Annotated in this window: 22 protein-coding genes; 18 read left to right on the top strand and 4 right to left on the bottom strand. The window is 43.7% G+C overall.

Annotation, left to right across the window (positions count from 1 at the left end; genetic code table 11):
- Window positions 1-189: 189 nt before the first annotated feature.
- Window positions 190-2,316, top strand: a complete 2,127-nt coding sequence (gene mtlD, locus F893_RS10270; RefSeq protein WP_005251860.1) for a bifunctional mannitol-1-phosphate dehydrogenase/phosphatase — start codon at window positions 190-192, stop codon at window positions 2,314-2,316.
- Between the two features lie 65 nt (window positions 2,317-2,381).
- On the opposite strand, the gene F893_RS10265 is transcribed toward mtlD, so the two are convergent.
- Both F893_RS10265 and F893_RS10260 read right to left on the bottom strand, forming a co-directional pair.
- Window positions 2,382-3,386 carry a CmpA/NrtA family ABC transporter substrate-binding protein gene (locus F893_RS10265; RefSeq protein ID WP_005251859.1) on the bottom strand — a complete coding sequence of 335 codons (1,005 nt, stop codon included), beginning with the start codon at window positions 3,384-3,386 and terminating at the stop codon, window positions 2,382-2,384.
- Between the two features lie 10 nt (window positions 3,387-3,396).
- Complete coding sequence (locus F893_RS10260; RefSeq protein ID WP_004280362.1) at window positions 3,397-3,975, bottom strand: ANTAR domain-containing response regulator; 579 nt, start codon at window positions 3,973-3,975, stop codon at window positions 3,397-3,399.
- A 503-nt stretch (window positions 3,976-4,478) separates the two neighbouring features.
- Here F893_RS10260 and nirB point away from each other — a divergent pair.
- The 13 genes from nirB to F893_RS10195 all read left to right on the top strand — a co-directional run bounded on the left by nirB (window position 4,479) and on the right by F893_RS10195 (window position 20,368).
- Window positions 4,479-7,025, top strand: a complete 2,547-nt coding sequence (gene nirB, locus F893_RS10255; protein WP_005251858.1) for a nitrite reductase large subunit NirB — start codon at window positions 4,479-4,481, stop codon at window positions 7,023-7,025.
- A 24-nt stretch (window positions 7,026-7,049) separates the two neighbouring features.
- The gene (nirD, locus tag F893_RS10250; protein WP_005251857.1) at window positions 7,050-8,660 is read left to right on the top strand and encodes a nitrite reductase small subunit NirD; all 1,611 of its coding nucleotides are present in this window, start codon (window positions 7,050-7,052) and stop codon (window positions 8,658-8,660) included.
- A 182-nt stretch (window positions 8,661-8,842) separates the two neighbouring features.
- Window positions 8,843-11,620, top strand: coding sequence for a nitrate reductase (locus F893_RS10245; RefSeq protein ID WP_005251855.1), 2,778 nt, complete (start codon window positions 8,843-8,845; stop codon window positions 11,618-11,620).
- Window positions 11,617-12,243, top strand: a complete 627-nt coding sequence (locus F893_RS10240; RefSeq protein ID WP_005100264.1) for a molybdenum cofactor guanylyltransferase — start codon at window positions 11,617-11,619, stop codon at window positions 12,241-12,243. Before F893_RS10245 ends, F893_RS10240 begins: the two co-directional genes overlap by 4 nt.
- A gap of 230 nt (window positions 12,244-12,473) precedes the next feature.
- Window positions 12,474-13,499 carry a GTP 3',8-cyclase MoaA gene (gene moaA, locus F893_RS10235; protein WP_005251852.1) on the top strand — a complete coding sequence of 342 codons (1,026 nt, stop codon included), beginning with the start codon at window positions 12,474-12,476 and terminating at the stop codon, window positions 13,497-13,499.
- A gap of 2 nt (window positions 13,500-13,501) precedes the next feature.
- Window positions 13,502-13,768 carry a MoaD/ThiS family protein gene (locus F893_RS10230; protein WP_005251845.1) on the top strand — a complete coding sequence of 89 codons (267 nt, stop codon included), beginning with the start codon at window positions 13,502-13,504 and terminating at the stop codon, window positions 13,766-13,768.
- 1 nt (window position 13,769) lies between these two features.
- Window positions 13,770-14,312, top strand: coding sequence for a molybdenum cofactor biosynthesis protein MoaE (locus F893_RS10225; protein ID WP_004646997.1), 543 nt, complete (start codon window positions 13,770-13,772; stop codon window positions 14,310-14,312).
- A gap of 70 nt (window positions 14,313-14,382) precedes the next feature.
- Window positions 14,383-15,306, top strand: coding sequence for a bifunctional molybdenum cofactor biosynthesis protein MoaC/MoaB (moaCB, locus tag F893_RS10220; RefSeq protein ID WP_005251843.1), 924 nt, complete (start codon window positions 14,383-14,385; stop codon window positions 15,304-15,306).
- Complete coding sequence (locus F893_RS10215; protein WP_005251842.1) at window positions 15,303-16,544, top strand: molybdopterin molybdotransferase MoeA; 1,242 nt, start codon at window positions 15,303-15,305, stop codon at window positions 16,542-16,544. The genes moaCB and F893_RS10215 overlap by 4 nt, the downstream gene beginning before the upstream one ends.
- 47 nt (window positions 16,545-16,591) lie before the next feature.
- Window positions 16,592-17,356, top strand: a complete 765-nt coding sequence (modA, locus tag F893_RS10210) for a molybdate ABC transporter substrate-binding protein (RefSeq protein ID WP_005251840.1) — start codon at window positions 16,592-16,594, stop codon at window positions 17,354-17,356.
- A gap of 6 nt (window positions 17,357-17,362) precedes the next feature.
- Window positions 17,363-18,046: a molybdate ABC transporter permease subunit gene (gene modB, locus F893_RS10205; protein ID WP_005251838.1), complete on the top strand. Its 684-nt coding sequence runs from the start codon at window positions 17,363-17,365 to the stop codon at window positions 18,044-18,046.
- A 1-nt stretch (window position 18,047) separates the two neighbouring features.
- Window positions 18,048-18,689, top strand: coding sequence for an ATP-binding cassette domain-containing protein (locus F893_RS10200; protein ID WP_005251837.1), 642 nt, complete (start codon window positions 18,048-18,050; stop codon window positions 18,687-18,689).
- A gap of 329 nt (window positions 18,690-19,018) precedes the next feature.
- The gene (locus F893_RS10195) at window positions 19,019-20,368 is read left to right on the top strand and encodes an MFS transporter (RefSeq protein WP_005251835.1); all 1,350 of its coding nucleotides are present in this window, start codon (window positions 19,019-19,021) and stop codon (window positions 20,366-20,368) included.
- A gap of 302 nt (window positions 20,369-20,670) precedes the next feature.
- On the opposite strand, the gene cynS is transcribed toward F893_RS10195, so the two are convergent.
- Window positions 20,671-21,120, bottom strand: coding sequence for a cyanase (cynS, locus tag F893_RS10190; protein WP_004280338.1), 450 nt, complete (start codon window positions 21,118-21,120; stop codon window positions 20,671-20,673).
- 286 nt (window positions 21,121-21,406) lie between these two features.
- On the opposite strand from cynS, the gene F893_RS10185 reads away from it, so the two are divergent.
- The 3 genes from F893_RS10185 (at window position 21,407) to F893_RS10175 (ending at window position 24,465) form a co-directional block, all read left to right on the top strand.
- Window positions 21,407-22,216: a formate/nitrite transporter family protein gene (locus F893_RS10185; protein ID WP_004646987.1), complete on the top strand. Its 810-nt coding sequence runs from the start codon at window positions 21,407-21,409 to the stop codon at window positions 22,214-22,216.
- Between the two features lie 66 nt (window positions 22,217-22,282).
- Complete coding sequence (locus tag F893_RS10180; RefSeq protein ID WP_005251833.1) at window positions 22,283-24,013, top strand: bifunctional protein-serine/threonine kinase/phosphatase; 1,731 nt, start codon at window positions 22,283-22,285, stop codon at window positions 24,011-24,013.
- A gap of 254 nt (window positions 24,014-24,267) precedes the next feature.
- Window positions 24,268-24,465 carry a hypothetical protein gene (locus F893_RS10175; protein ID WP_004646985.1) on the top strand — a complete coding sequence of 66 codons (198 nt, stop codon included), beginning with the start codon at window positions 24,268-24,270 and terminating at the stop codon, window positions 24,463-24,465.
- Window positions 24,466-24,623: 158 nt separating this feature from the next.
- On the opposite strand, the gene F893_RS18115 is transcribed toward F893_RS10175, so the two are convergent.
- Complete coding sequence (locus tag F893_RS18115) at window positions 24,624-24,791, bottom strand: hypothetical protein (protein WP_005251823.1); 168 nt, start codon at window positions 24,789-24,791, stop codon at window positions 24,624-24,626.
- Window positions 24,792-25,121: 330 nt separating this feature from the next.
- On the opposite strand from F893_RS18115, the gene F893_RS10170 reads away from it, so the two are divergent.
- Complete coding sequence (locus F893_RS10170; RefSeq protein ID WP_004646984.1) at window positions 25,122-26,039, top strand: LysR family transcriptional regulator; 918 nt, start codon at window positions 25,122-25,124, stop codon at window positions 26,037-26,039.
- The last annotated feature ends 482 nt before the right edge of the window (window positions 26,040-26,521 follow it).

Raw genomic sequence — 26,521 nt, 5'->3', positions numbered from 1 at the left:
AAATAAAGTTTTTGACTTACTTAAATTAACCTTCTGGTTACGTATAAAAACATAAAACATGGCATTTTAGTCTTTATTGATTATTTTTTAACCCAAACTATTTCATATCTTTACATTGGTTTAATTCAGTTTTGTTTTTCTTTAAGGTATTGCTCACTTATTAACTCATTGAATTATAAAAGGGGAGCAATGCTAGAATTTAAAAATCAAATCGTACACGGCGCAATTTTCGATATGGATGGAACCATGTTTGATACCGAACGCTTGCGCTTTCAAACCTTGCAACAAGCTTCACGTGAGCTGATTGGCATTGAATTTTCTGAAAGTTATTTAATGCAGTGTTTGGGACTTAGTGCTCGTAGTGCAGAGCAATTGGCTAAAGAGCGTTATGGAGAAGATGTACCTTATGCCGAGATTCGTCAACGTGCCGATGTGCTGGAACTGGAGCACGTGCGTCAGTACGGCGTTCCGATTAAAAAAGGGCTATTACAAGTGCTGGAACGCCTGCGCAAAGCTGGCCTGAAAATGGCGGTAGCCACCTCAAGCCGACGTGCGATCGCAGAAGAATATCTGATCAATGCCAATGTCTATAAGTTTTTTGATGTACTGGTCTGTGGCGATGAGATTAAACAGGGGAAACCTCATCCGGAAATTTTTATCAGTGCAGCCGAAAAAATCAATTTAAGTCCGGCACAATGTCTGATGTTTGAAGATTCTGAAAATGGTCTGCGCTCTGCCTATGATGCAGGTGGTATGACAGTGCTTTTCAAAGACATCAAAACACCGAACGAGTCGATGCTGGCACAAGCCCAGTATTATTATGAAAAAGTCGAAGATTTCTTGACGGAACTGAACCAGTTTGTGCCCGTTCTAGACATGCCGGAACTGGAGACCACTTTTCCGCAAACTCTGAATCAGTTGATAGTCGGAATACACGGTTTTGGTGCAATTGGCGGCGGTTATCTGGCTCAGGTGTTATCGCATTGGGATGGATACACACGTCCACGCAAAATAATTGCTTCGACACGCAATCCACTGTATCAATCCAGCGTCAATGCTTTTGGTACTTACTGTATTCGCTATGGCCAGAATTCTTTTGACCAGCGTATTGAAAATATGAGCGTGATTGATGCGCATGATCTGGAACAGATGCAGAACATGTATATGGAATCCAGTCTTGTAGCAGTCTGTGTACCTGAGGAAGCGCTGGGTTCTGAAGCGGAGGTCATTGCACAGGGCTTATACGCACGTTATCTGGCTTATGAGCAGCAGGATCAGCCACTAACAGTTTTAATTATCCTGAATAAAATCGGCGCTAAACAACGGGTAATGCAGCAGATTCTGAATAGTCTGCGAATGATTATTGATGGACAGACAGCCCAGAAAATTATGGATCAACATTATTTCTGTGACACCGTGGTCAACCGTATGGTGTCCAAGCTGTCAGACCAGAAACTGTACCGTCAGCTGCGTATAAAATACAACATGTTCAAGCAGTATCAGCTGGATGAGGATCTGTCCATAGTTGATCTGGATGATGCTACGGCACTGAATGCAGAACAGGAACATCAGGCTGGTCTATATATTGAAGACCTGCGCCGTAATTTCCAGCCGAGTCATATCCTGCAGTCTATGGATCTGATTCTGTTTAATGCTGAAACAGATATGCCGATTTATGTTGAGAATAACAGTCCGTTACTGGCCAAAATGCGGCAGATGATTCTGGTGGATGATATTGCCAATATCCAGCTGATTAAAAACCGCTTATGGAATGGTGTGCATGCGATGATGGCCTGGTATGCCAGTCTGCGTGGACATCAGACGATTGGTGTTGCCATGTCTGATCATACAGTCAGAAAATTTATGCACCAAGCCTTAGCTCAGGTGAAGCATGGTCTCTGCTACCAGATTCCAAAACATGCCTCAGACCTTGAACGTCTGGCTCAAAGCTTTAGTGAATCCTGTGCCAATGCCTATCAGGATCCATGCGCACGTGTAGGTCGTGAGCCTCTAAGGAAACTTGAGCATAATGAGCGTGTTATGGGATCATTAGCCACCTTGCTTAAATATAGCTTAGCTTTTGATGTCGTTTTAAAAGGAGCGGTGCTCGGTTATGTCTATGCTCTCGAGCAGGGTGAATGCGAGCAGCAGGAACTTTTGATGCATTTGCAGGTTCAGTTAAGACATATGACATTAGAGCCGCAGCTCTATGAGACTTTGTATGATGAAATGTCACAATTCATCAATCAGATTATTGCTGGAAAATTATCCTTGCAAAAATTCATGCAACTGGATTTACAGCGGGCATTAAGCTAAATAAAACATTAAATAAAAAAGACCCGGAATTTTCTCGGGTCTTTTTTATGGGAATATACAATGTATTAAACAGTGCTAGCTTCTTGTTGATAAATACAGGATTGTGCAATCTGTAGCTGATCCTCCACCGACAGATCAAGATTTTCCCATTTCTGCATCTGCTGCAGGAGCCAGATAAAATCATCGACTTTCGGTTCGGCACTTTCCCCAACAAAATTCTGGATAATATTCTTGATCTTGTAAAAGTCATAGACATGCCGCTGGGCGGAACATTCAAACTGAATAATCTGATAGTCTACCAGCATGTTCCATACTTCTGATAAATCACTGCGCTGCTTTAAATCATCCTGCGCTTTTTGTACTGCCTTGATCACTGCCTCTACGGTAAATGGATGCTGTTCTGCCCATTCCTGGGTCATGGCCAAGACTTTATCGGCAACTTTTGGAATGACATTCTGGCTCGCCGCAACGATAAAGCTATAGCCTTCAAGTTTGGCCTGAATATTCCAGGGTTCTCCCACACAAAAACCATCGAATACTTGTTCCGAAATTCCTTTTACCATGGAAGGCGGTGGAGAGGTCATCAGCTGGATATTCTTGGCCAGTTGTGGATCAGTCAGCGCCAACCATTCTTTTAAACAGTAATGGTGAATTGAATATTTATAAACATAGGCCAGATTGATGGAATGATTCTGTTGTAAAGCCTGTACCAGTTTCTTTGAGGTATTCTGTTCATCATCCCCAGGCTGGATGCCGAGTTCATAGCACAAATCCTGGCGCAGGCTAATAAAAGCCTGATTCACGCTCAGTACTAGAGGGGTTTGCAAAGCCACCTGTAACTGGTCTGTACCCAGGGCAGCAGCGGGCAGCATGGCAGACAAGCAATGTGCAGCATCCAGAAAGCCATAGGCCAGACGGTCACGCAAACTAGACCAGGAGGCTTCACGGATTAAATTTATGGTTAATCCTTGCTCGGAAAAATACCCCTGTTTTTCGGCCCAGAGAATGGCGACACAATCAAGTAAAGGAATATAGCCAATATTGAGTTCAGTTTTTTCTAATGTGGACATATGCTTTTCCTTATTGGCCCAGTAACAGCTTCTGTGCATCCAGTAAGCGTCTGGCCATTTCACCAATGGTAATCCGGTGACTCATGGCATTTTTACGCAATAAAGCAAAAGCTTGCTCTTCCGTTAAGGCATGCAGCTGGATGAGCAGGGCTTTGGCTTTATCGATATCTTTACGGTCAATCAGCTTGTCCTGGGTTTCTTTTAAATCGTTCAGCAGCTTTTTATGTTTGCGGAATTGTTCAATTGAAATTTCCAGAATGCTTTCTAGTTTGGTGGGATCAATACCATCGACAATATAAGCCGTGATTCCGGCATCAATCGCACTTTTGATGGTGTCTTTATTGGAGTTCTGGGTAAACAGCACGGTCGGAAGTTCATATTGGCTGACACAGCTTTCAATAATATCCCGATGCGGATGATCCATATTCAGCAGGATCACATCTGCATGAATACCCTTAACATGTACCATATTCAGGTCATTCAGGATTAAACAGGCCACCACCTGAAAATCATGTGAAAGTAAGGATTCCTGGATGAATTGGGCGCGCTCCAGATCATCATCAATAAGAGCAATTCGTAATTTGGACATGGAATATTTTCAAGTAAGGCCTAAGGAATATTCAAGCAGGAGTAAAGCAAAAAACATGCCATTAAATTGGTGCATAAAATTCTATTTTTCTGTTCAATTTAGTGCATAGCTTTAGGGATTTCAGCTGATGGCTGATCAAAATGAAGCGTTTAGGTAGATCATCTGCCTGAAATAAGGCGTTTTCTTATTGGAAAAGTTGGCACGATTTATGCTTTTATTAAATCGTCAAAGATGACTTTCAATACTAACAACGGCCAACGATGTCCGTTCTGATCGTAATCGCACTCTCAAGGAGTGTGATTGAAGTTTCGTTCAGCACAGGATAAATGACATGGTCAGTTGTTCAGCAATACAAAACGCATCAGCGTTACAACCTTTCGTCCAGCAAGACAAGCAGCCAGGACGCGGTCTTTACAACATATTCAATCAGCAGACATATCAATGCCTAGACTTGATATGTGGCTTTTTATCATCTTTAAAAAAACAGTAATTGGAGTGCAGATATGAAAATTCTCATGATTGGGCATGGCATGGTGGGGCATAAATTCATCGAATCTGTACTTGAACAGGCCGGTGATGACGTCGAGTTGATCATTTTGGCGGAAGAGCCGCATTTGGCTTATGATCGGGTACATTTAACTGAATACTTTAGCGGCAAGACAGTTAAAGACCTCAGTCTTTGTCGTAGTGATTTTGCCGATGCTTATGGCATTGACTTACGTTTGAATACCCGCGCAATTGAGCTGGATCAGCTGAATAAAACGGTCACAACCAACCACGGCGATGTACTGAGTTTTGACAAGCTGATTCTCGCTACCGGTTCTTATGCTTTTGTTCCACCGATTCCGGGCAACGACCGTCAGAACTGTTTTGTTTACCGCACCATTGAAGACCTGGATGCCATTCGTGCGGCCAGCCTGAATGCAAAAACAGGCGTGGTGATTGGTGGCGGCTTGCTAGGGCTGGAAGCAGCAAAAGCCCTGCGAGATCTGAATCTGGAAACCCATGTGGTAGAGTTTGCGCCACGTCTGATGGCGGTACAGATTGATGATCTAGGTGGTCGTGTATTACGTTCCAAAATCGAAGATCTGGGCGTGAAAGTACATACCCAGAAAGCAACGTCGTCTATTGAAGATGGTGCAAATGCCAACCATGTCATGAAGTTCGGTGATGGCGCTGAACTGGAAACCGATATCATCCTGTTCTCGGCAGGGATTCGCCCACGTGATGAACTGGCGCGCCAGAGCGGTCTGCTGTTGGGTGAACGTGGCGGTATCATCATCAATGATTATTGCCAGACTTCACATCCGGACATTTATGCGATTGGTGAATGTGCACTCTGGGACAATAAAATTTATGGTCTGGTGGCACCAGGCTATGACATGGCGCGTATTGCAGCAAAACATGTCCTCGGTCAAGACAGTCATGCCTTCGCCGGTGCAGACATGAGTACCAAGCTGAAACTGATGGGTGTGGATGTGGCCTCAATTGGTGATGCACATGCCATGACACCGGGTGCGTTAAGCTATTTCTATGCCGATGAAGCTGCACAGATTTATAAGAAAATTGTGGTGTCAGCAGACAAGAGCAAATTGCTCGGTGCGGTGCTGGTAGGCTGTGCCAAAGAATATAACGATCTGCTGCAAATGATGCTGAATGGTCTGGCTTTACCAGAACAACCAGAAAGTCTGATTATGCCGGGCTTTGATCAGGCCACTTCTAAATCCGGCGGTAGTGGTGTCGATCTGTTGCCTGACAGCGCAACCATCTGTTCATGCAATAACGTGTCTAAAGCAGATATCTGTTCTGCGATTGAAGGTGGTGCAACTTCATTGGGTGCACTGAAAAAATGCACACAAGCTGCAACTGCCTGTGGGGGGTGTGCACCGCTGGTCACTCAGGTTTTAAAATCTGAATTACAGCGTCAGGGTGTCACAGTGAATAACCATCTGTGTGAACACTTTGCCTATTCACGTCAGGAACTGTATCACCTGGTGCGCGTGCATGAAATCAAGACTTTCTCTGACCTGATTCAGCAGCACGGCCATGGCATGGGTTGTGATATCTGCAAACCGACTGTAGCCAATATTCTGGCATCCTGCTGGAATGACTTTGTCCTAAAACCTAGCCATGCCGGTTTGCAGGATAGCAACGACTACTACCTCGGCAATATCCAGAAAGATGGTTCCTATTCGATTGTGCCACGTGTGGCAGGCGGCGAGATTACTCCGGATGGTCTGATTACCATCGGTCAGATTGCCAAAGATTATGGTCTATATACCAAAATCACGGGCGGACAACGAATTGACATGTTTGGTGCGCAGGTACATCAACTGCCTGAAATCTGGGAAAAACTGATCAATGCCGGTTTCGAGTCCGGACATGCCTACGGCAAATCCTTACGTACGGTGAAATCTTGTGTGGGTAGTACCTGGTGCCGTTTCGGAGTCGATGATTCTGTCGGCTTGGCGATTTTCCTTGAGAATCGTTATAAAGGCCTGCGTTCACCACATAAAACCAAAATGGCAGTATCTGGCTGTACCCGTGAATGTGCAGAAGCACAGAGCAAGGATGTCGGTGTCATTGCCACCGAAAAAGGCTGGAATCTATATGTATGTGGCAATGGCGGTATGAAACCGCGCCATGCTGAACTACTCGCCTCGGATCTGGATACTTCCACACTGATCAAATATATCGACCGCTTCTTTATGTTCTATATCCAGACAGCAGATCGTCTGCAACGCACCAGCGTATGGCGTGACAATATGGAAGGTGGGCTGGACTATCTGAAAGATGTCATTGTGCATGATTCACTGGGTATTGCTGCTGAACTGGAAAGCCGTATGCAGCATGTGATTGGCACTTATCAGGATGAATGGCGCACCGCGATTGAAGATCCTGAAGTACGCAAACGCTTTAAGACTTTTATCAATGCCAAAGCAGCTGAGCAGAATGACCCGAATATTCAGTTTGCGCCTGTACGTGGCCAGATTCGTCCAAAGACAGAAGCTGAACGTGATTTAAACCGTATTCCAGTGGTTGAAGCCTAAATACCACAGTCAGGGAGAATGAAAATGACAATTTTAAAAGACATGAACGAACTGAACTGGTATGAAGTCTGCAATCTGGATGAGATCACTCCGAATACCGGTGTGGCAGCCCTGATTGAAGATCAGCAGATTGCAATTTTTCGCGTGGGTCAGGAACAGCGGGTTTATGCACTCAGCAATCAGGATCCGTTTAGTCTGGCCAATGTCATGGCACGTGGCATTCTGGGTGATCTGCAAGGTGAGCGTGTAGTCGCATCCCCAATTTACAAGCAGCATTTCAGTCTGGTGACCGGTCGTTGTCTGGAAGAACAAGAGCAGAAATTACTGGTATTTCCAACCCGAATTGAAAATGGCAAAGTTCTGGTGAGTCCGACTCCACAAAAAACTTATATTTCCAGTAATGGTCAAAACACAGAGCGCTTAAAACTGGTACTGATCGGGAATGGACTGGCGGGTATGCGTTGTCTGGAAGACTTGCTGGATATGGCGCCAGATCGTTATGACATTACCGTGATTGGGGAAGAGCCATGGGGCAATTACAACCGGATCATGTTGTCACCGGTATTGTCTGGTGAGAAAAGCTTTGCCGAAATTATGCTGCATTCAGCCGACTGGTATGCTGAAAAAGGCATTCGATTCATTGCTGGGGATGCTGCCATCGCTATCGACCGTTCGCGTAAACAGGTCCACACCCAACAAGGCGAAGTCGTTGCTTATGATCGTCTGATTCTCGCCACTGGTTCCAAACCCTTCATGCCACCTATTCCGGGTGCTGAACTTGAAGGCGTGATTAGCTTCCGGGATATTCAGGATGTTAACCGCATGCTGGATTACTGCAAAACCAGGCAAAATGCCGTCGTGATTGGAGGTGGGTTGCTGGGTCTAGAAGCAGCTTATGGACTGAAGCAGCAGGGGATGAATGTAACTGTGCTGCATCTGATGGACCGTATTATGGATCGTCAACTGGATATGAAAGCCAGTCAAATGCTGAAAAAATCAATTGAAGATAAAGGCATCCGGATCATCACTGAAGCCAACACCGAAGAGCTGCTCGGTATTGATGGTCACGTGACTCAACTGCGACTAAAAGACGGGACAATGCTGGATGCCGATTTGGTGGTCTTCGCCGTCGGGATTCGACCAAATAAAACCCTGGCTGAACAGGCTGGTCTGCGCTGCAATCGTGGGGTGCTGGTGAATGACACCATGCAAACCTATGACCCGAGTATTTATGCAGTGGGTGAATGCATTGAGCATCGTGGCCAGACCTTTGGACTGGTTGAGCCATTATGGGGACAGGCCTTTATCTGCGCGACGCATCTGGCTGAACATGGCCGACTGACCTTTAAGGCACCGACTGTTCCGACCCAACTCAAGGTTAGCGGATGTGATGTCTTCTCAGCCGGAAATTTTGAACCTCAGGATGATTTTGAAGATATCGTGCTGAATGATGAAAAACGTCAAATCTATAAACGGATCATTATTCAGCAGGACAAGGTCATTGGTGCTGTGCTATTTGGCGATACCGAAGATGGGGCTTGGTATGCAGAACTGATTGCAGACCAGACACCAATTAGTAATATCCGCAGCAAACTGCTTTTTGGTCGGGATTTTGCATTAAAAAAGGCAGGGTAATCGGATCAATCTCCTCCAAACCCTCTTTGAAAAAGAGGGGAACCTCCCTCCTTTGCTAAAGGAGGGTTGGGGAGGATTAAAACTTTTGAGATATAGGAAATATTTAAATCAAACCTGTAAAAACTAGATATCAGAGATTTGGTGAAACACGTGAATTTGGATGATTAAGGAGCACAGCAGCAATGAATAGTATTCCGGTTATGGAACTACATAGCTCTACTGAATCCCAAATAAAAACTACTCAGACGACCTGTCCTTATTGTGGAGTAGGCTGTGGCGTCATCGCGCACGTAAGCCAAACCCCGATGGGTGAAAAGGTTGAGATTGAAGGCGATGTTCAGCATCCTGCGAACTTGGGCAAGTTGTGTATTAAAGGCAGTCATCTTGCCGATACACTTGGCTTAAAAACCCGGCTTCTGCATCCGATGACAGGTCGAAAAGAGCAGCGGCAAATAAGCACTTGGGATCATGCCATTTCTAGTATTGCCAATAAATTTCAGCAATGTATTGATCAATATGGACGCGACAGCATCGCCTTTTATGTCTCCGGCCAGCTTTTGACTGAAGACTATTATGTGGTGAACAAGTTTGTAAAAGGCTATCTGGGTACTGCCAATATTGATACCAATTCAAGACTGTGCATGTCATCTGCTGTGGCGGCACATAAACGGGCTTTTGGCGAAGACCTGGTACCAGCCAGCTATACAGATTTTGAGCAGACAGAAATGGTGGTTCTGGTAGGTTCCAATACTGCCTGGTGCCATCCGGTGCTTTATCAGCGCATCATGAAAGCCAAGGAAGAGCGGGATTTATTCGTGGTGGTGATTGATCCGCGCTTTACTGCAACCTGTGAAGCGGCAGATTTACACTTGCCGATTTTACCAGGTCAGGATGTCGCGCTGTTTAATGGCTTGTTGCAGTATCTTCAGCAAAATGGTCATGCCGATCTGGATTTTGTTACCCAACATACTCAAGGTCTGGAGCAGGCGCTTGCCAGCAGCTCGACAGAGTCATCACTTGAAAGCGTGGCAAAATGTACCGGTATTGCTATTGAAAAATTAACCTTATTTTTTCAGAAATTTGCACAGACCGAAAAAATCATGAGCCTGTTTTCCATGGGCGTAAACCAATCCTCTCAAGGAGTAGACAAGGCCAATAGCATTATCAACTGTCATTTATTGACAGGAAAAATAGGCAAACCCGGTTCGGCACCTTTTTCCATGACCGGACAGCCGAATGCCATGGGCGGACGGGAAGTCGGTGGACTGGCCAATATGCTGGCCAGTCATCTGGATCTGGATAATCCGCAGCATCAGCAACTGGTGCAGGATTTCTGGCAAAGCCCGGTCATCGCGCGGCAGCCCGGATTAAAAGCGGTAGATTTATTTCAAGCGGTGGAAAGCGGGAAAATCAAGGCCATCTGGATTATGGCCACCAATCCGATCGTGAGTTTGCCCGATGCAGATCAGGTTAAACGCGCTCTGGAAAAGTGTGAATTTGTGGTCGTTTCCGATATTTGTCTCGACACCGATACCACGCAATATGCCGATGTACTGTTACCGGCATTGGGTTGGGGCGAAAAAGATGGCACAGTCACCAATTCGGAGCGCCGTATTTCCCGGCAAAAGGCTTTTTTGCCGGCTCCGGGTGAAGCCAAAGCAGACTGGTGGGCCATTTCTCGGGTGGCTCAGGTCTTAGGTTTTCGCGGTTTTGACTTTAGCAATAGCCATGACATTTTTCTGGAACACGCCCGTTTATCTGCCTATCAGAATGGTTCACTTTCGCAACGCGCAGATACACCCAATTTTCGCTATTTCAACCTGCAAGGTTTAACTCATCTCGGTTTTGCGGAATATCAGAATCTGGCATCGATCCAGTGGCCGGTTTGGGATAAGCAAGAAGTTCATCAGGTTGGTCAACTATTTAGCCAAGGCCAGTTTAGTCATGCAGATGGCAAGGCCAGATTGGTGCCGACGATTGCAGCCGATCCGGTACATGCTATTTCTGCTGAATATCCTCTGATTCTAAATACCGGACGCATTCGTGATCAATGGCACACCATGAGTCGTACCGGATTATCTGCCAGTTTATCCCAGCATCGTACTGAGCCTTATTGTGAGTTGCATCCGCACGATGCGCTGAAATATGGCTTGAAAGATGCCGAGCTGGTCGAGGTGAAATCCGCTTGGGGAAGTTGTGTACTCCGTGTGCAATTTTCACAAAATATGCGACGTGGCCAGATTTTTGCACCGATTCATTGGAACGACCAGTTTGCGTCCGATGCGCGGATTGGCAAAGTGGTGAATCCGGTGGTTGACCCGATTTCTGGCGAACCAGAATTTAAGCATACTCCAGTGATGATCCAGCCATTTTATACCCAGTGGCAGGGCGTGCTGTATGTGCGGGAAGGCTTTGAGCAGCAGATCCAGACCATAATTGAAAATACGGTGTGGTGGAGCAAAATTCAAACCACTCAGGCCATCCGGTATGAACTGGCAGACCGGCGCAGGTTTTCTGACATCACCGGGCAGATCAAGAGCATGTTAGCCTTTGATGATGAAAGCTTTGAATGGCTGAATCTCGAAGATCAAACGGCGCATATCAGTCATAGTGTGGTGCTTCAGGATGGCCAGTTAATTGCCAGTTTTTATATCGCACCGGCGGCACTATTGCCAGATCGTGACTGGGTGGCTGGCCTGTTTAGACGTGAACGTCTGAGTGCATTGCATCGTAAAGCATTGCTGGCAGGTCAGGCCATGTCGATGGGAAATAGTGAAGGGGCATTGGTCTGTAGCTGTTTTAAGGTCGGTAAGAACCGAATTATTCAAACCATTAAAGATAAAAATATCACGCATGAAAAACAGGTGACTGCATGTCTAAAAGCCGGAGGAAATTGTGGTTCGTGTTTGCCAGAAATTAGAGGCCTGATTAAGGCCTGCCAGACGGAGTGCATAGAATGAAAAGAAGAGTGATGAAGACGGTGTCTTATCCGGAAACCGACGTGGTGATTCTGGCCGGAGGTTTAGCGCGGCGCATGAATGGCATCAATAAATTGCTGCACAAATTTGATGATGAAATCCAGCTGATTAAAATCCATCAGCAACTGAAGTCCCGGGCAAGCAAAGTCTGGGTCAATAGCCATCGGGATCACTCTATTTATAAACGGATGATTCCTTCGATTGATTTTTATCAGGACGATGAACCCGGCTTTCAGGGACCATTGATGGGCATGAAGAGTGCCTGGTCACATGTGGAATCTGATTATGTGCTGTTCGTGCCTTGTGATGTGACCTATATCCCCAAAAAGGTCATTTCACGTTTACATCAGGCCTTGCAACGACATCCCTTATGTGAAGTGGCGGTAGTTGAAATCAATGAAAAGGCATTGTTTCCATTCTGTCTGATGAAACGCAGCAGCTTACCCACGCTTATACAACATCTTGAAAATGATCAGCACAGTTTAAAACTCTGTTTTGCTGACATGCATATGCAGCGGGCAAGTTTTAAAAATCGTGCCCTATTTTTCCACAGTATTAATTCATTTGACGAGCTACAGCAGCATCAACAGCTTAACTTTCTTTAGCATTTAAAATGCTAAAAGCCGAATCATCATATTCTGGCTCACCAAAATATTGCTTTTTTTATTTTTCGAACAAAATTTCGGACTAAAAAAGAACAAATATTATCCATTAATATTATTTAAAAATAAATTTGTGCAAAGTTGGAACACTTATTGCTTATTCATTGTGAAGAAATAGGGCAGTAAATCAAGACTGTTAAATAACCATGCAGATCTCATCATGGACCGCAGCAATGAACAGCATGAAAGTTTTAGCATCTCGCAGTATCTTTCAGGATCAGTTTGGACGCCAGAAACGTAAGTTGCGGATCTCGGTGACTGACCGCTGTAATTTTAAATGCAGCTATTGCATGCCTGAACATCCGCAATGGATAAATAAAAAAGATTTGCTCAGTTTTGAAGCCCTGTATGCTTTTTGCGAGTTTATGGTGCGACACGGGATTGAGCAGATCCGCGTGACGGGGGGCGAACCGTTGATGCGCCAAGGCATCGTTCATTTTATTGCCTGCTTACAGACATTGAAAGCAATTGGCCTGAAACGTATTTCCATGACCAGTAATGGCCATTATTTAAAAGATTATGCTCAAGCGCTTAAACAGGCAGGACTGGACGATCTGAATATCAGTCTAGACAGTCTTGATCCAAAGCAGTTTCAGCAACTGACCCAAAAACAGTTACACCCTGTACTTCAAGGTATTTCTGCCGCACAGCAGGCAGGTTTGACCGTCAAGATCAATAGTGTGCTCATCAAAGGCATCAATGACAATCAGATTATTCCTTTGGTGAAATGGGCACAGTATCAGGCTGTAGAGCTACGTTTTATTGAATTTATGCCTCTCGATGGCGATCAGAAATGGAATCCATCTGATGTCATCAGTGAGCAGGATATCCTGAATCAACTGAAAACCGAATTTGATGTCCAGGTATCTCAAGGACAAGGCGCCAATCCAGCCCGTGGCTATTTGGTCAATGGGCAGCCTTTGGGGATTATTTCCACCATTACCCATTCATTTTGCAGTGATTGTGACCGTCTGCGCCTCAATGCCCAAGGTGAATTTTATAACTGTTTATTTGCCAGACAAGGCCTGAACCTTAAGGCAGATATCGAACAACTGGCGCTGGATCATTTCGCCACACAGACATTTCAGCACAAGCTCCACGCTTATATCTGGCATAAAGAGGCCGGCTTCCATGCGATCCAGCAATCACCAATACAAAAGCCGATCCGAAAAATCAGCATGCACAGCATTGGAGGGTAAATATGTCACTCACTCAGCAAAAATTAATTCATATCAAAATAGAAGCCTTCGGTGCGATTGAACGACAAATTCCCGCAGATTTAAATTTGCAATGCGAGTCTGAAATTCATGTTTCTGAAGTCCTGAACCAGTTGCTATCCCTCCATCCCGATATACAGCCCATGCTGGAACGTTGTGCCTGTGCAATCGGTGAAGACATTATTTCCAGACAGAATGTTTTAAATCGTGACAGTACGCTGGTGCTGTTATCGCCGGTAGCAGGAGGCTGAGATGCAACTCAAGTCACTAAAACAATTTGCCCGAATCCAGCAGACTGCTTTTAGTCTGGAGGATTTTGATGGTATCCAGCATTTTCCGGAATGTGGTGGAATCGGCATCTTTGTCGGAACAGTACGTAACCATCATCAGGGGAAAGCTGTGCGTGCCCTGAAATATACCGCCTATGCGCCTGTGGCTGAAAAAATGATTCGTGAAATTGAACAGCAGATCCAGATCAAATACCAGGTGTCTTATGTGCGGGTAGTGCACCGTATTGGTGAGCTGGAGGTTGGGGAAACAGCCATTATTGCTATGGCTTATGCGGCCCATCGTCGTGAGGCCTTCGCTGCCTGTGAGGAAGCTGTGGAACGGGTGAAGCATGAGGTTCCGGTCTGGAAAGAAGAGTTTTATCTGGATGGTAGCAGCCAGTATGTGGAAGGCTGTTGTATTCGAAAAGATCATGGACCTGAAACTAATCACTCTCATCATGCAGAAGAAGCGCATTGTCACCATCACCATGTAGCAGAACACGCTTGCCAATCACCATCTAATTAAATGCGTCCAATGAGGATGCATAAGATGAATCACTTTAAAACAGATTTTAAAAATTAGCCTGGGATGAATCATGAAAAATGTAGGGATGAAAGCAGAAAGTTACCGTACAGCAATTGCCACTGGAATCCTGCATGCACCGCCAAATTGCATTGAGCTGCTACGTAATGGCAATACTGAAAAAGGTGATGCCCTGAAAACAGCACGCATTGCCGGCATTCTAGGTGCCAAACGGACCGATGAGCTGATTCCATTGTGCCATCCATTACCGATTTATCGTGCCGATGTGGAATATGAACTGTGTGATGCACATGTCGAAATTATTGCTACTGTTGAAACCATTGGACCAACTGGTGTGGAAATGGAAGCTTTGACAGCGGTCAGTCTGGCAGGTCTGACCTTGTATGACATGCTGAAGCCGCATTGTGAACCGGAAGATTTGTCGCTGGATCAATGCAGGTTGCAGCAGAAAAAAGGCGGAAAATCACATTTTACCCGCGTACTTAAAGAAAGTCTGTCCGCTTCGGTTATTGTGCTGTCCGATACGGTTGCAGCAGGCAAAAAGCCGGACACTGCCGGACAAAACGTAATGGAAATTTTAAAAGAAGCCAATTTTGATTCTATTAGTTATCAGGTTATTCCCGATAGCCCAGAACAGCTCTTGACCCTGATTGAACAGCAGAAAAATCAGTATCCGCTGATTCTAACTGTGGGCGGTACTGGCTTAGGTCCTAAAGACCTGACCGTCGAAACCCTACAACCTTTGCTGCAACGGGAAATTCCCGGTTTAATGGAAGCTTCACGTAGTTTTGGGCAAAAACGTACCCCTTATGCAGCATTAAGTCGTGGCGTGGCTGGCTATATTGAGAACAGTCTGGTGATGACCCTACCGGGAAGTCGTCAGGGTGCGAAAGAATCTCTGATCGCGGTACTTCCGGCTTTGGTGCACTTGTTTGATGTGCAAAAAAATATCCCACATGCGGGGGGCTATCAATGAATCAGGCACTATCACATTCAGCCTGCGGTGCTGAACCGGGACTGATTTCTGTTGATCAGTCACTGCAGATGTTACTTGAGCAGACGCATATCTTGGTAACTGAAAGCCTGCCGCTTGCTCGGGCTCTGAATCGCTATCTGGCAGAGGCGATTGATTCGGCCATACCATTGCCGCTGTTTTCACAAAGTGCTGTAGATGGCTATGCGCTTTGCAGTCCAGAAAATGTTAGTGCTCACAGCACTTTTGAACTCATTGGAGAGATTCGGGCAGGGCAAAGTACTGAAATTGAACTGCGGCCAGGTCAGGCGGTCCGGATTTTTACCGGTGCCAGGATTCCAGCAGGAACTACAACGGTCGCCCGTCAGGAAATTGTCAAATGCCATGCCAATCAAATCATTATTACAACAGACCTAAAGCCTCATACGGATATACGTGATGCAGGCGAGGAAATCGCACAAGGGCAGCGTCTGGCAGATGCAGGTCAAAAACTGCATGTAGGTGCAATTGCAGCTTTGAGCATGGCAGGCGTAAAGCAGGTTTCAGTCTATCGTTATCCTAAAATTGCTGTTGTGATTACTGGAGATGAAGTCGCTTCCAGCATTGAAGACCTGAATTCCGGAAAAATCTTTGACGCCAATGCTCCACTGATTCAGGCCTGGTTTCAATCACAGGGTCAAAACGTAGATATTCTGCATGTTTCAGATAATGAGTATGAGCTGCAAACGTTAATACATCGTCTTAAAAACCAATACGACTTCATATTGACCACAGGCGGGGTTTCGGTGGGTGATTATGATTTCATTCGTCCTGTTGCCCTGGAGCAGGGTTTTGAGCAGATTTTCTGGAAAGTGAAGCAGAAGCCCGGAAAACCGATGTTATTTGCCAAGTATCGTCGAGATGATCAAGGTTACTGTTATCTCTTGGGTTTGCCGGGAAATCCGGCTGCTGTGTATGTCGGGATGCAAATCTATACGGCAACTTTACTGAATGCCTTACAAGGGCAAAAGCAGTCACCTGCATGGCTTAGTGCGGTAATGACACATGATTTGAAAGCGGATGCACGTGAACGTTTTTTAAGAATGGCTGCAGAATTTGATCAGGGTACTTTAAAGCTCAAAAGCCTGGCGAAACAGCAGTCGCATATGTTGAGTAATCTGATGCAGGCCAATTGTCTGGTACGTATTCCGGCAGCAACAGAAATCCAAGCCGGGCATGTGGTACAAGGTTTACTGATTTGAAATGCCTGTCGCAATTCTCAATATTCGAATCACATAGAATGAGAAAGATGGATTTATTCAAAGTTCTACTCACTGGCGTGCTGTTGACTAGCCCCATGCTGTATGCCGAAACAGTTAAAATATATGCCGCAGCCAGCCTGACCAATGCGATTACTGATATTTCCAGACTATATGAGCAACAGCATCGGGACATCCAGATCGTTCCGGTTTTTGCTGCGTCTTCGGTATTGGCGAAACAAATTGCGGCGGGAGCCAGCAGTGATCTATTTTTCTCTGCAGACCTGGACTGGATGAATGATCTGATCAAGAAACAAAAAATTCAGATCGGTCAGATTCGACCTTTGCTTTTGAATGAACTCGTATTGATTAGTCCTATTCAGCAAAAAAATCATTTTAAAATGTCAGCCGACTTTAATCTTGCTAAAGCCTTTCAAGGCTATCTATGTACCGGACAAATGGAATCGGTGCCTGCCGGAAAATATGCCAAGCAAAGCTTAACCCGGCTAGGGTGGTTGAATCCGCTTCGGGGCAGAATAGTCGGTACGGATAGCGTTCGTTCAACCTTGGCTTTTGTAGAACGTGGCGAATGTCAGGTCGGCATTGTGTATAGAACTGATGCCTTGATGAGTAAAAAAGTTAAAATTTCAGGAGTATTTCCAGCCAGTACACATCGTCCGATTGTGTATCCAATCGCTTTAACCCGGCAGGGCCAGAAAAATCAGGCAGCAGTCCAATTTTCTGAATTTATCCAGACGAGTCCAAGGGCCAGGCAGATTTTCCAGAAATATGGTTTTAAGCTTAAGGTAGGCTAACTGCTCATGCTTACACCAGAAGAACTGAGTGCCTTAGCGCTTTCAGCCAAAGTAGCGGGCTTTGCCACAGCGGTGTGTCTGCCATTTGCTATCGCCGTAGCATGGTTACTGGCGCGTTATGAATTCAGGGCCAAATTTCTTGTAGAGGCGATATTGCAGATGCCCATGGTGCTACCGCCGGTGGTACTGGGGTATCTTCTGCTCCTGCTGTTTGGTCATCAGGGGATGTTAGGGCAATATCTGCATGCATGGGGAATTCAGCTGATATTTAACTGGAAAGGTGCGGTACTGGCAGCAATCATTGTGGCATTTCCTTTAATGGTACAACCGATTCGTTTGTCTTTTCAAATGATCAACCGGCAATTAGAACAGGTGGCAGGATCTCTAGGCGCTGCACCATGGCGGGTATTCTGTAGCATTAGCCTGCCTCTGGCTTTGCCTGGAATTTTAATCGGTAGCATTTTATGTTTCAGCCGCAGTCTGGGAGAATTTGGTGCCACCATTACCTTTGTTGGCAATATTCCAGAAGAAACCCGCACGATTCCCATCGCCATTTATAGCCTGTTACAACAGCCTGATGGAGAAAGTATGGCTATGCGTTTGGTCATTTTATCTCTGATTCTGGCTTTTTCAGCCTTGATTGCAAATTACTGGATCATGCAGAAGTATCAAGGTAAATTGGAGGGCTAAGATGCTGAAGTGTGATTTTCAGTTTAATTACGCAAATTTCCAGCTACAGGGCAGTCTGGATATGCAGACGCAGTTGATTGGTATCGTCGGAGCATCAGGAAGTGGAAAAAGCACCTTTTTAAAAAATATTGCAGGGCTATTAAAACCATCACAAGGCTTTATTCATTTTCAGCAAAAAATACTATTTGATCATCAGCAGAAACTGAATATTCCTGTTCATCAAAGAAAAATTGCCCTGATTTTTCAGCAAGCCTTACTGTTTCCGCATCTGAATGTCATGCAGAATTTAAAATATGCAGAACAGCTCAATATAAAAAATAAAGGTAAGCAAAAATTTCTTTTCGAAGATATCGTTGAGTTACTTGAATTAAAGCCACTACTTCGGCATCGGGCGCATCAACTTTCTGGTGGACAGGCACAGCGCGTTTCTATCGGACGTGCACTTTTATCTTCCCCCGATCTATTACTTTTGGATGAACCTTTAAATGGACTGGATCAAAAGCTGAAAAACCAGATTTTACCTTTTCTGAAAATTGTGATTCATCAAACAGATTTACCCATGATTTATGTGACTCATCATGTAGATGAAGTGGCGTATTTACAGGCACAACTGCTGCATTTTGAAAAGGGAAAAATTATTTGATCCAGTACTGCACCGATTTAAACCAGCAATGACTCCGAGCAGGTCATCCTCTCGCTTTTTTGCTCATAATGCCTCAGAAACTATCTATTTTTCTCTCTATTTTAAAAAATGAAAAGTCTAATTTAAGAGCTTAAATATAAATTATTTTATATAAAACAGCATCTTATTTTATTTTAAGAATAATCTGGCATGACCTATGCATATATCTGATTAAAGTCAAAGAAGACTCAACATTTGTATGACGGCCAATGACGTCCGTTCTGATCGTTACTGATATGCCTCGGCATCACAGTGACTTAAATACGTTCAGTTCTGGTAAGGAAATGGCTATGTCTTCAAATACAAGTCTCAATAAAGCAACAAAAATAAGTCTATTTAACTTCAGTACTTCAGCGATGCGGGCCTTCCATATGAGTTGGCTCGCTTTTTTTGTCTGTTTTTTTGCATGGTTTGCCTGTGCACCTTTAATGCCCGTCATTGCCGGTGAATTCAGCCTGACCAAAGAGCAGATCGCCAATATCAATATTGCCGCAGTCGCCATTACCATTCTGGTGCGTCTGATCGTAGGGCCATTGTGTGATAAATACGGTCCGCGTAAAACCTATACCGCCTTACTGATTATTGGCAGTATTCCGGTGTTTGGTGTGGCGTCGGCCAACAGTTATGAATCTTTCTTGTTTTTCCGTTTATTGATTGGCGCCATCGGTGCCAGTTTTGTCATCACTCAATATCATACCAGTATCATGTTTGCGCCGAATGTCGTGGGAACGGCAAATGCGACTACAGCAGGCTGGGGGAATGCCGGTGGCGGTGCGACTCAAGCCCTGATGCCTTTAATGCTGGCTGCTTTGGTAATGTTCGGTGTAGAACAGGCAATGGGATGGAGAATTGCACTTCTGGTTCCGGGTATTCTGATGATCATTGTCGGTGTACTGTACTGGAAATTCACCCAAGACTGTCCACAAGGTAATTTTAAAGAACTCCGTGCTCAAGGTATTTCTGTCGGTAGCGATAAAAAAGGTGGTCTTGCCATTCTGATGCATGCCGCACGTAACTACCGTGTGTGGATTCTGTTTGGGGCTTACGCAGCCTGTTTTGGTATTGAAATTTTCATCCATAATATTATTGCCTTGTACTTTGTCGACAATTTCCAGTTTGGCTTAAAAGAGGCAGGCATGGCTGCCGGAATTTTTGGTTTACTGGCATTGTTTGCCCGCGCCTTGGGTGGCATTGTTTCGGATAAAGTCGCGATTCAAAAAGGTCTGGATGGTCGAACCAAAGTTCTGTTTGCCTTGATCATGCTGGAAGGTCTGTTTCTTATTCTATTCTCGCAAATGAATAGCGCGACCTTGGCTATTATGGCGATGACCATCTTTGCCTTGTTTACTCATATGGCATGTGGCGCTACCTATGCACTGGTGCCTTTTATCGACCGTGATGCCTTGGGTGGTGTGGCCGGTATTATTGGTGCAGGTGGCAATGTCGGCGCAGTGGCAGCGGGTTTCCTGCTAAAAGGGACGCTCGATATTCAAACCACTTTGATGGTACTGGGTGGCTTGGTGGTGATTGCTGCAAGTTGTGTGTTGATGATCCGTTTCTCTGTCGAGCATAAAGAAAAAGAACAGCGTTTATATGAACAGGCCGTGACTGAACGTCATCTGGCGGAAGTACAGCAATAACACAACACGCCCTGATATAAAATGAATTGACAAAAAGGATAGCAATATCCTTTTTGTTGTTTTTGCTAACGCAATAATAAAATGATGAGCTATATATTCAGGATAGGAAAATATTATTTAAAAAGTACAGAATGGTTGAATTTATCGAATAAAAGTAAAATCATTTATAGTTTATATGTTTAATTTAAGATGAAAAAATTATATATATTTTAATAATGATTTTTAAAAAAATAAATAAATTTAATAAGTGTAGATAAAATAAAAGCCATTTTAATAATGGCTTTTATGCTTATGGTGGAGGATTAATAAGTTTTATAAGGTAAAAACTTTCCGGATAATACGACATTCACCCGATCTCCGTTTGGATTATTCTCACGTTGAATATCCATATTGAAATCAATTGCACTCATAATTCCATCACCAAATTCTTCATGGATCAGTTCTTTAATAGTCATACCATAGACGCTGACAACCTCATACCAGCGATAAATCAGCGGATCTGTCGGCACGCTAGTTGGCAGAGAACCTTTATAGGGTACGATTTGCAACCAGGCGATGGCTTCATCAGTCAATCCAAATATTTCACCAATTTTTTCTGCCTGTTCTTTATTAAAAGCCATCTGACCCAAACATGCGGCTGTCACCCATTCTTTAGAAAGGCCTATTGTTTCAGCGACATCTGCCCATTTGATAGACTTTAAAACTTTCGCTGAAATAATCATGTCTGTCACTTGTTGACGATGGCTAATCATAATCTTCTCCAATAGCTATATTTAAAAAATGACCGCTATAGATAATGCAGAGATTGTGCCAATATAATTATAAGGATGAAATTTTAAAATAATTTATAGGATTTTTATTAGCCATTTAAAATAAATGGCATGCTATTTGCTTTTATCTATATTAAATATGGCAACGGCGCCATGACACAATTGATCTGTTTGAATAATGCAAGGCAAAGACGCCTAGGGTTGAAATAGACCTTAGGCGTTTTTTATTTGCAAACAGGCAAGTAATTTATATAAAGGGGATAAAAATATGGCTTATCTTGCTCCTGCAGAGTTTGCAAAAAAAGTGGTCGATGCCGGTGAGGCAAAACTTCATATGGCAACGCGTGATGTTTTAATTCGTGCGTTTATGGCAGGCGCAATTCTGGCATTGGCAGCAGTATTTGCCGTGACGATTGCGGTACAAACAGGGGTGCCACTGATCGGTGCGCTGCTATTTCCAGTCGGTTTCTGCATGTTGTATCTCTTGGGCTATGACCTGCTCACTGGGGTATTTGTATTGACTCCATTAGCTTGGCTAGATAAACGTCCTGGGGTAACGTGGTCACGTATTTTAAAAAACTGGGGACTGGTTTTTTTAGGTAACTTTGCCGGATGTTTAACCGTGGCCGTGTTGATGGCCGCAGTCTATACCATGGGTTTCGCCGCTGAACCGAATGCGGTCGGGGTGAAAATCGCCCATATTGGGGAAGACCGGACTTTGGGCTATGCCGAATATGGTTTTGCTGGCTGGATGACGATTTTTATCCGCGGCATGCTGTGTAACTGGATGGTGTCACTCGGGGTAATTGGCGCCATGATGTCAACCACAGTCAGCGGAAAATTTATCGCGATGTGGATGCCAATCATGCTGTTTTTCGCCATGGGCTTTGAACATTCAGTGGTGAATATGTTCCTGTTCCCATTTGCCATGATGATGGGTGGTGATTTCTCGATTACAGACTATTTCTTGTGGAATGAATTACCGGTGGCACTGGGTAATTTAGTGGGTGGTCTGGCACTGACAGGTCTGGCGCTCTATACCACGCATGTACGTACTGGCGATAAAAAAGAATTCTAATCTGAGCATGATGATTTATGCCTTGAGATTAAAGGGATCAATTCGATCCCTTTTTGAGTATTTAAAATGAATAAAAAATTAAAGATCAGCATTGGGCAATATTCTTCCGCTGGAATTAAAGCACAGAATCAGGACTTTCATGGGGTCTATATTCCGGAAGGCCATGCGCTTAGCAGTAAGGGCATTGCCTGTGCAATTGCAGACGGAATCAGCAGCAGCAATGTCAGTCATATTGCAGCAGAAACTGCTGTCAGCAGTTTTCTATCGGATTATTATTCGACTTCAGATGCATGGAGTACCCAAACTTCAGCGGCACGGGTCATTCGTGCGACCAACTCCTGGCTCTATGCACAAACCCAGCAGAGCCGCGGGCGTTTTGATAAAGATCAGGGTTATGTCTGCACCTTTAGTGCACTGATTTTGAAACAAAATAGGGCACATATCTTTCATGCTGGCGACAGCCGGATTTATCGCATTCAGGCACAAGTCATTGAACAGTTGACGGCTGATCACCGTATTTGCCTGTCATCAACAGAACATTATTTAAGTCGTGCACTGGGTGCCGACCATCGTATCGACGTCGATTATCAGCAGCTTGAATTATGTGAAGATGATTTCTTTATCTTGATGACAGATGGAGTCTATGAGTTTATTGATATGCAGCTCATATCGGAGATGCTACAACAGCAACAACATCTGGATATCATTGCCAAGTCTATAGTCGAGCTAGCCTTTAAACGGGGCAGTGATGACAATCTCACCATTCAAATCATTAAAGTGGATCAACTACCAGAGGAAAAATACTTCCAGATTAAAAGTCATGTTTTATTTCCACAACAGCTAAGTCATGGTGATCTGTTTGAAGGTTATCGGATTGATAAAATCCTGCACCAAAATCATCGCAGCAGCCTCTATTTGGCGCATGATGAAGCGACACAAAATCAGTTGGTCATTAAAACCTTGTCTGTCGATGTGCAGGATGATCTCAAAGCCGTAGAACAATTTCAGTTAGAAGAATGGGTATCGAAACGCTTAAAACATGAAAATCTGCTGCAATGTTATCCGCATAAGGGTAGCAAAAAATTTTTATTTCAAAGTTATGAATACTTGCAAGGGGAAAGCTTAAGTCGCTGGCTGCATCGTCAAAAAACAGCTTTAACTTTACAGCAGTTGCTCCCGATCATTGAGCAGGTGGCCAAGGCACTGAATGCCATGCACCGTCTTGAAATGCTGCACCAGGATGTACGGCCAGAAAATGTCATGCTGCTTGAACCTGCTGATGCTTTAAAAGTGAAACTGATTGATTATGGATCGACAGCGGTCAGAGGTCTGGTTGAACTGAATCCCAAACATGCAGACGTTCCTTTGGGAACTCTGGCCTTTATGGCACCTGAGTATTTTATTGGACACTCGCCCTCAGTAAAATCAGATCAGTTCTCGCTGGCGGTGATGAGTTATTATTTATTGACCAGACAATTGCCTTATGGGACAGACCTCGCGCGCTGCAAGACCGAAAAGGCCTTAAAGCAGGTTCGATATCATCCGCTCTATGAGTATCGACCGGATCTGCCGCATGGCTTGGACGCCATCTTTAAAAAAGCGCTTTCCATTCGCCCGGAGCAGCGCTATGAAGCACTTTCAGCCTTTATATATGATCTGAAACACCCAGATCTCAAATTTAAAAAATCAGTTTCACGTCCTATGCTTGAAAAGCATCCAGTCACTTTCTGGAAATCCTGCACAGCGATTCTTTTTTTGTTATTGCTCTGGGTGTTTGCACTATATTTTAGCCAATGAAAATAATCCAAATAAGCTGTTGAACGATTTTTTTTGACTGAAGTAAAAAATCAGATATGATTTGAGCTGAGATGTAGTCAAAATATCTATTTATTCTTATTGCAGATTTTTATATTTTTACGATGATTGACTCTGTGTTTTCGAAGATTATCCCTATAAAATAGAAAGTGCAGTTAAAATCTAAGTAAGCATAAAAACATTGGAATAATAATTGCTTATTTTTAATACCATTAGAATAAAAAGGCAGATGAGACATGAAAATTCAATTTTTTAAGCTGATTTTAATCTTGAGCAGCAGCATGGTGATGAGCCAAACCAGTCTCGCCGGAGATGGTGGCTTGCGTTTTGCTGAGAAAAATCAGGAAATAGCGGCACAAATTCAGGCCAAGAAAAAAACGGCAGAAATACAAGCGCAGTCCCTACAAGCAAAAGCCTCTACAGAAACGAAATAGTAAAATAGCACTCATCGAAGAAGGTGAGCTGTTCAGATTAGATCAGATGTATAAGATGTGGTGATGCGAAAAACTAGTCCCTAACTTTTTAATACTGAAAAAAAACTCCCCATCTATTTTAAGAATGGGGAGTTTTTTATTTTGCATCTCAGGGAAAATTACTGAATTTGTTCCTCATCCTGTCTTTCCTGACGCAGCTGATCACGTTGTCTCTGTGGATCATGAAGGCCTAATTGACCTCGCTGGATCTCACGATCCTGTTTTTCTTGAGGATCAAGTTGTTCTTCAGTGAGTTCTCCATCATTTCGATCGATTGGATTCGACATAGTCTTTCATCCTCTAAAATACTTTCTAATTTTTATTGTATGAGTGCAGCAAAATTATTCTGTGACTTTTATACCGGAGTTAGTTTTCTATCTTGTTGCTGCTGTAAGTTTAATCAATATTTTATGGGTTATTTTAATGATGGTTAAGTTAACCAAGAAAATTAAATTAATGAAATTAAGGGAATAGTAATTTAAACCTATAAACCTAATAGTTGAATATATCTCATTATTCTGGTTTTGAAATGAGAAAAACTAAATAAAATAAGAAAAATGGGTTATGCTTAAGACAGATTAAGTGTCATCCGCCTTTTGAAATTTCCGGTATTTTCCATGATAGAACTTCGCCATTTAAGAACTTTAACTGCTCTGCGGGAGCATGGTTCCCTGGTTGCAGCAGCAAGTGATTTATGTTTAACCCCATCGGCCTTGTCACATCAGCTACGTGAACTCGACCAATGGTTCGGCATTGAAGTGGTCAATCGGCGTAGTCGCCCTGTGAGCTTTTCAAATGTTGGAGAGCGGTTGCTAAAACTGGCAGATGAAATATTACCGCAAGTTCAAATTGCACAGAGTGATATCAGCCGCATTGTGCATGGTCAGACCGGACGAATTGTTTTTTCCTCTGAATGTCATAGCTGTTTTGACTGGTTGATGCCGCTACTCAATCAATACCGGATGCAATATCCGGATGTAGACCTGGACTTTGCCTCAGGTTTTGAGTCGAATCCGCATGAATTATTGCAAACTGGAGAGTTTGATCTGCTGATTACGGCTGATCCGATTGCGCTTAAAGGCATTGAATATTTTCCAATATTTGAATACGAATCACGCTTGGTTTTATCCAATACCCATCCATTAGTACGTGCGAAAGAGATTACTGTTCAGGAACTTGCTGAAGAAACGCTGGTGACTTATCCGGTGGATAAACACCGTTTGGACATCATGTCGCGTTTGTTTATTCCCGCTAATATTCTACCAAAAGCCATTCGTACCACCGACTTGACCCAAATGCTGATTCAGCTGGTGGCAAGTGGTCGCGGGATTGGTGCATTACCTGATTGGGTGGTAAATGAATATGAGCAGAAAGGCTGGGTCACTTCACGCCGCCTCGACTGTGTGGCGCCTGAAGGCTTACGTCGAACTTTATACGCCGGCTATCGCACAGAAGAAAAACAGAAAGATTATTTTGAAGGCTTCTTGAAACAGCTGGATCGGTTTTCCAAGAAAAGACAGGTCTATTACAGCTAATTTGCGAATAGTTAAATATATTTAGTCCGTTATTTTTAAAAATCCTGCATCGTCAGGATTTTTAAAAATTGATTGTTTTTCTCTCAAGGATTTCAATTTTTCTATAAGGTGATGAGGTTAATCTTGTCTACTTTAAATCAGAAAATATACAACTTCGGCCAACTTTCGAAATTAAAGAACTGGTTTGGTCGATTATAAATTTTTCTACTTATCACATTTTGCCAGGTGGAAATACATCTGTGCAGAATTAAATTACATATTATTAAATATCAGTCACTTAAAAATTAAGTTCTTGGAACTTGTGAGGATGTGGTTTTGATCTTGCAAGTTGATTTTTAATAAAAAGATTAAATAAAATGAAAAAACATACGCTGATCAGTCAATTTTTTGGCAGAAAATAACTCCGGAAAATAACAATGTTGATCTATGCTACAGCATAATTTTTAAACTGATTTCCTCTCATAAAACGGAATCACTTATAC

Source organism: Acinetobacter sp. CIP 102136 (genome assembly GCF_000369685.1).
Lineage (GTDB): Bacteria > Pseudomonadota > Gammaproteobacteria > Pseudomonadales > Moraxellaceae > Acinetobacter > Acinetobacter fasciculus.
The sequence above is the reverse complement of the archived record's forward strand: the minus strand, read 5'-3'. Positions and strand labels throughout refer to the sequence as shown.

Coding starts and splice junctions, on each gene's coding strand:
- F893_RS18115 (WP_005251823.1), bottom strand. CDS start 24,791: ATGTCGAATCCAATCGATCGAAATGATGGAGAACTCACTGAAGAACAA.
- F893_RS10245 (WP_005251855.1), top strand. CDS start 8,843: ATGAATAGTATTCCGGTTATGGAACTACATAGCTCTACTGAATCCCAA.
- F893_RS10215 (WP_005251842.1), top strand. CDS start 15,303: ATGAATCAGGCACTATCACATTCAGCCTGCGGTGCTGAACCGGGACTG.
- F893_RS10240 (WP_005100264.1), top strand. CDS start 11,617: ATGAAAAGAAGAGTGATGAAGACGGTGTCTTATCCGGAAACCGACGTG.
- mtlD (WP_005251860.1), top strand. CDS start 190: ATGCTAGAATTTAAAAATCAAATCGTACACGGCGCAATTTTCGATATG.
- F893_RS10170 (WP_004646984.1), top strand. CDS start 25,122: ATGATAGAACTTCGCCATTTAAGAACTTTAACTGCTCTGCGGGAGCAT.
- modA (WP_005251840.1), top strand. CDS start 16,592: ATGGATTTATTCAAAGTTCTACTCACTGGCGTGCTGTTGACTAGCCCC.
- nirD (WP_005251857.1), top strand. CDS start 7,050: ATGACAATTTTAAAAGACATGAACGAACTGAACTGGTATGAAGTCTGC.
- moaA (WP_005251852.1), top strand. CDS start 12,474: ATGAACAGCATGAAAGTTTTAGCATCTCGCAGTATCTTTCAGGATCAG.
- F893_RS10260 (WP_004280362.1), bottom strand. CDS start 3,975: ATGTCCAAATTACGAATTGCTCTTATTGATGATGATCTGGAGCGCGCC.
- F893_RS10265 (WP_005251859.1), bottom strand. CDS start 3,386: ATGTCCACATTAGAAAAAACTGAACTCAATATTGGCTATATTCCTTTA.
- F893_RS10200 (WP_005251837.1), top strand. CDS start 18,048: ATGCTGAAGTGTGATTTTCAGTTTAATTACGCAAATTTCCAGCTACAG.
- F893_RS10175 (WP_004646985.1), top strand. CDS start 24,268: ATGAAAATTCAATTTTTTAAGCTGATTTTAATCTTGAGCAGCAGCATG.
- F893_RS10195 (WP_005251835.1), top strand. CDS start 19,019: ATGTCTTCAAATACAAGTCTCAATAAAGCAACAAAAATAAGTCTATTT.
- cynS (WP_004280338.1), bottom strand. CDS start 21,120: ATGATTAGCCATCGTCAACAAGTGACAGACATGATTATTTCAGCGAAA.
- F893_RS10225 (WP_004646997.1), top strand. CDS start 13,770: ATGCAACTCAAGTCACTAAAACAATTTGCCCGAATCCAGCAGACTGCT.
- F893_RS10180 (WP_005251833.1), top strand. CDS start 22,283: ATGAATAAAAAATTAAAGATCAGCATTGGGCAATATTCTTCCGCTGGA.
- nirB (WP_005251858.1), top strand. CDS start 4,479: ATGAAAATTCTCATGATTGGGCATGGCATGGTGGGGCATAAATTCATC.
- modB (WP_005251838.1), top strand. CDS start 17,363: ATGCTTACACCAGAAGAACTGAGTGCCTTAGCGCTTTCAGCCAAAGTA.
- F893_RS10230 (WP_005251845.1), top strand. CDS start 13,502: ATGTCACTCACTCAGCAAAAATTAATTCATATCAAAATAGAAGCCTTC.
- F893_RS10185 (WP_004646987.1), top strand. CDS start 21,407: ATGGCTTATCTTGCTCCTGCAGAGTTTGCAAAAAAAGTGGTCGATGCC.
- moaCB (WP_005251843.1), top strand. CDS start 14,383: ATGAAAAATGTAGGGATGAAAGCAGAAAGTTACCGTACAGCAATTGCC.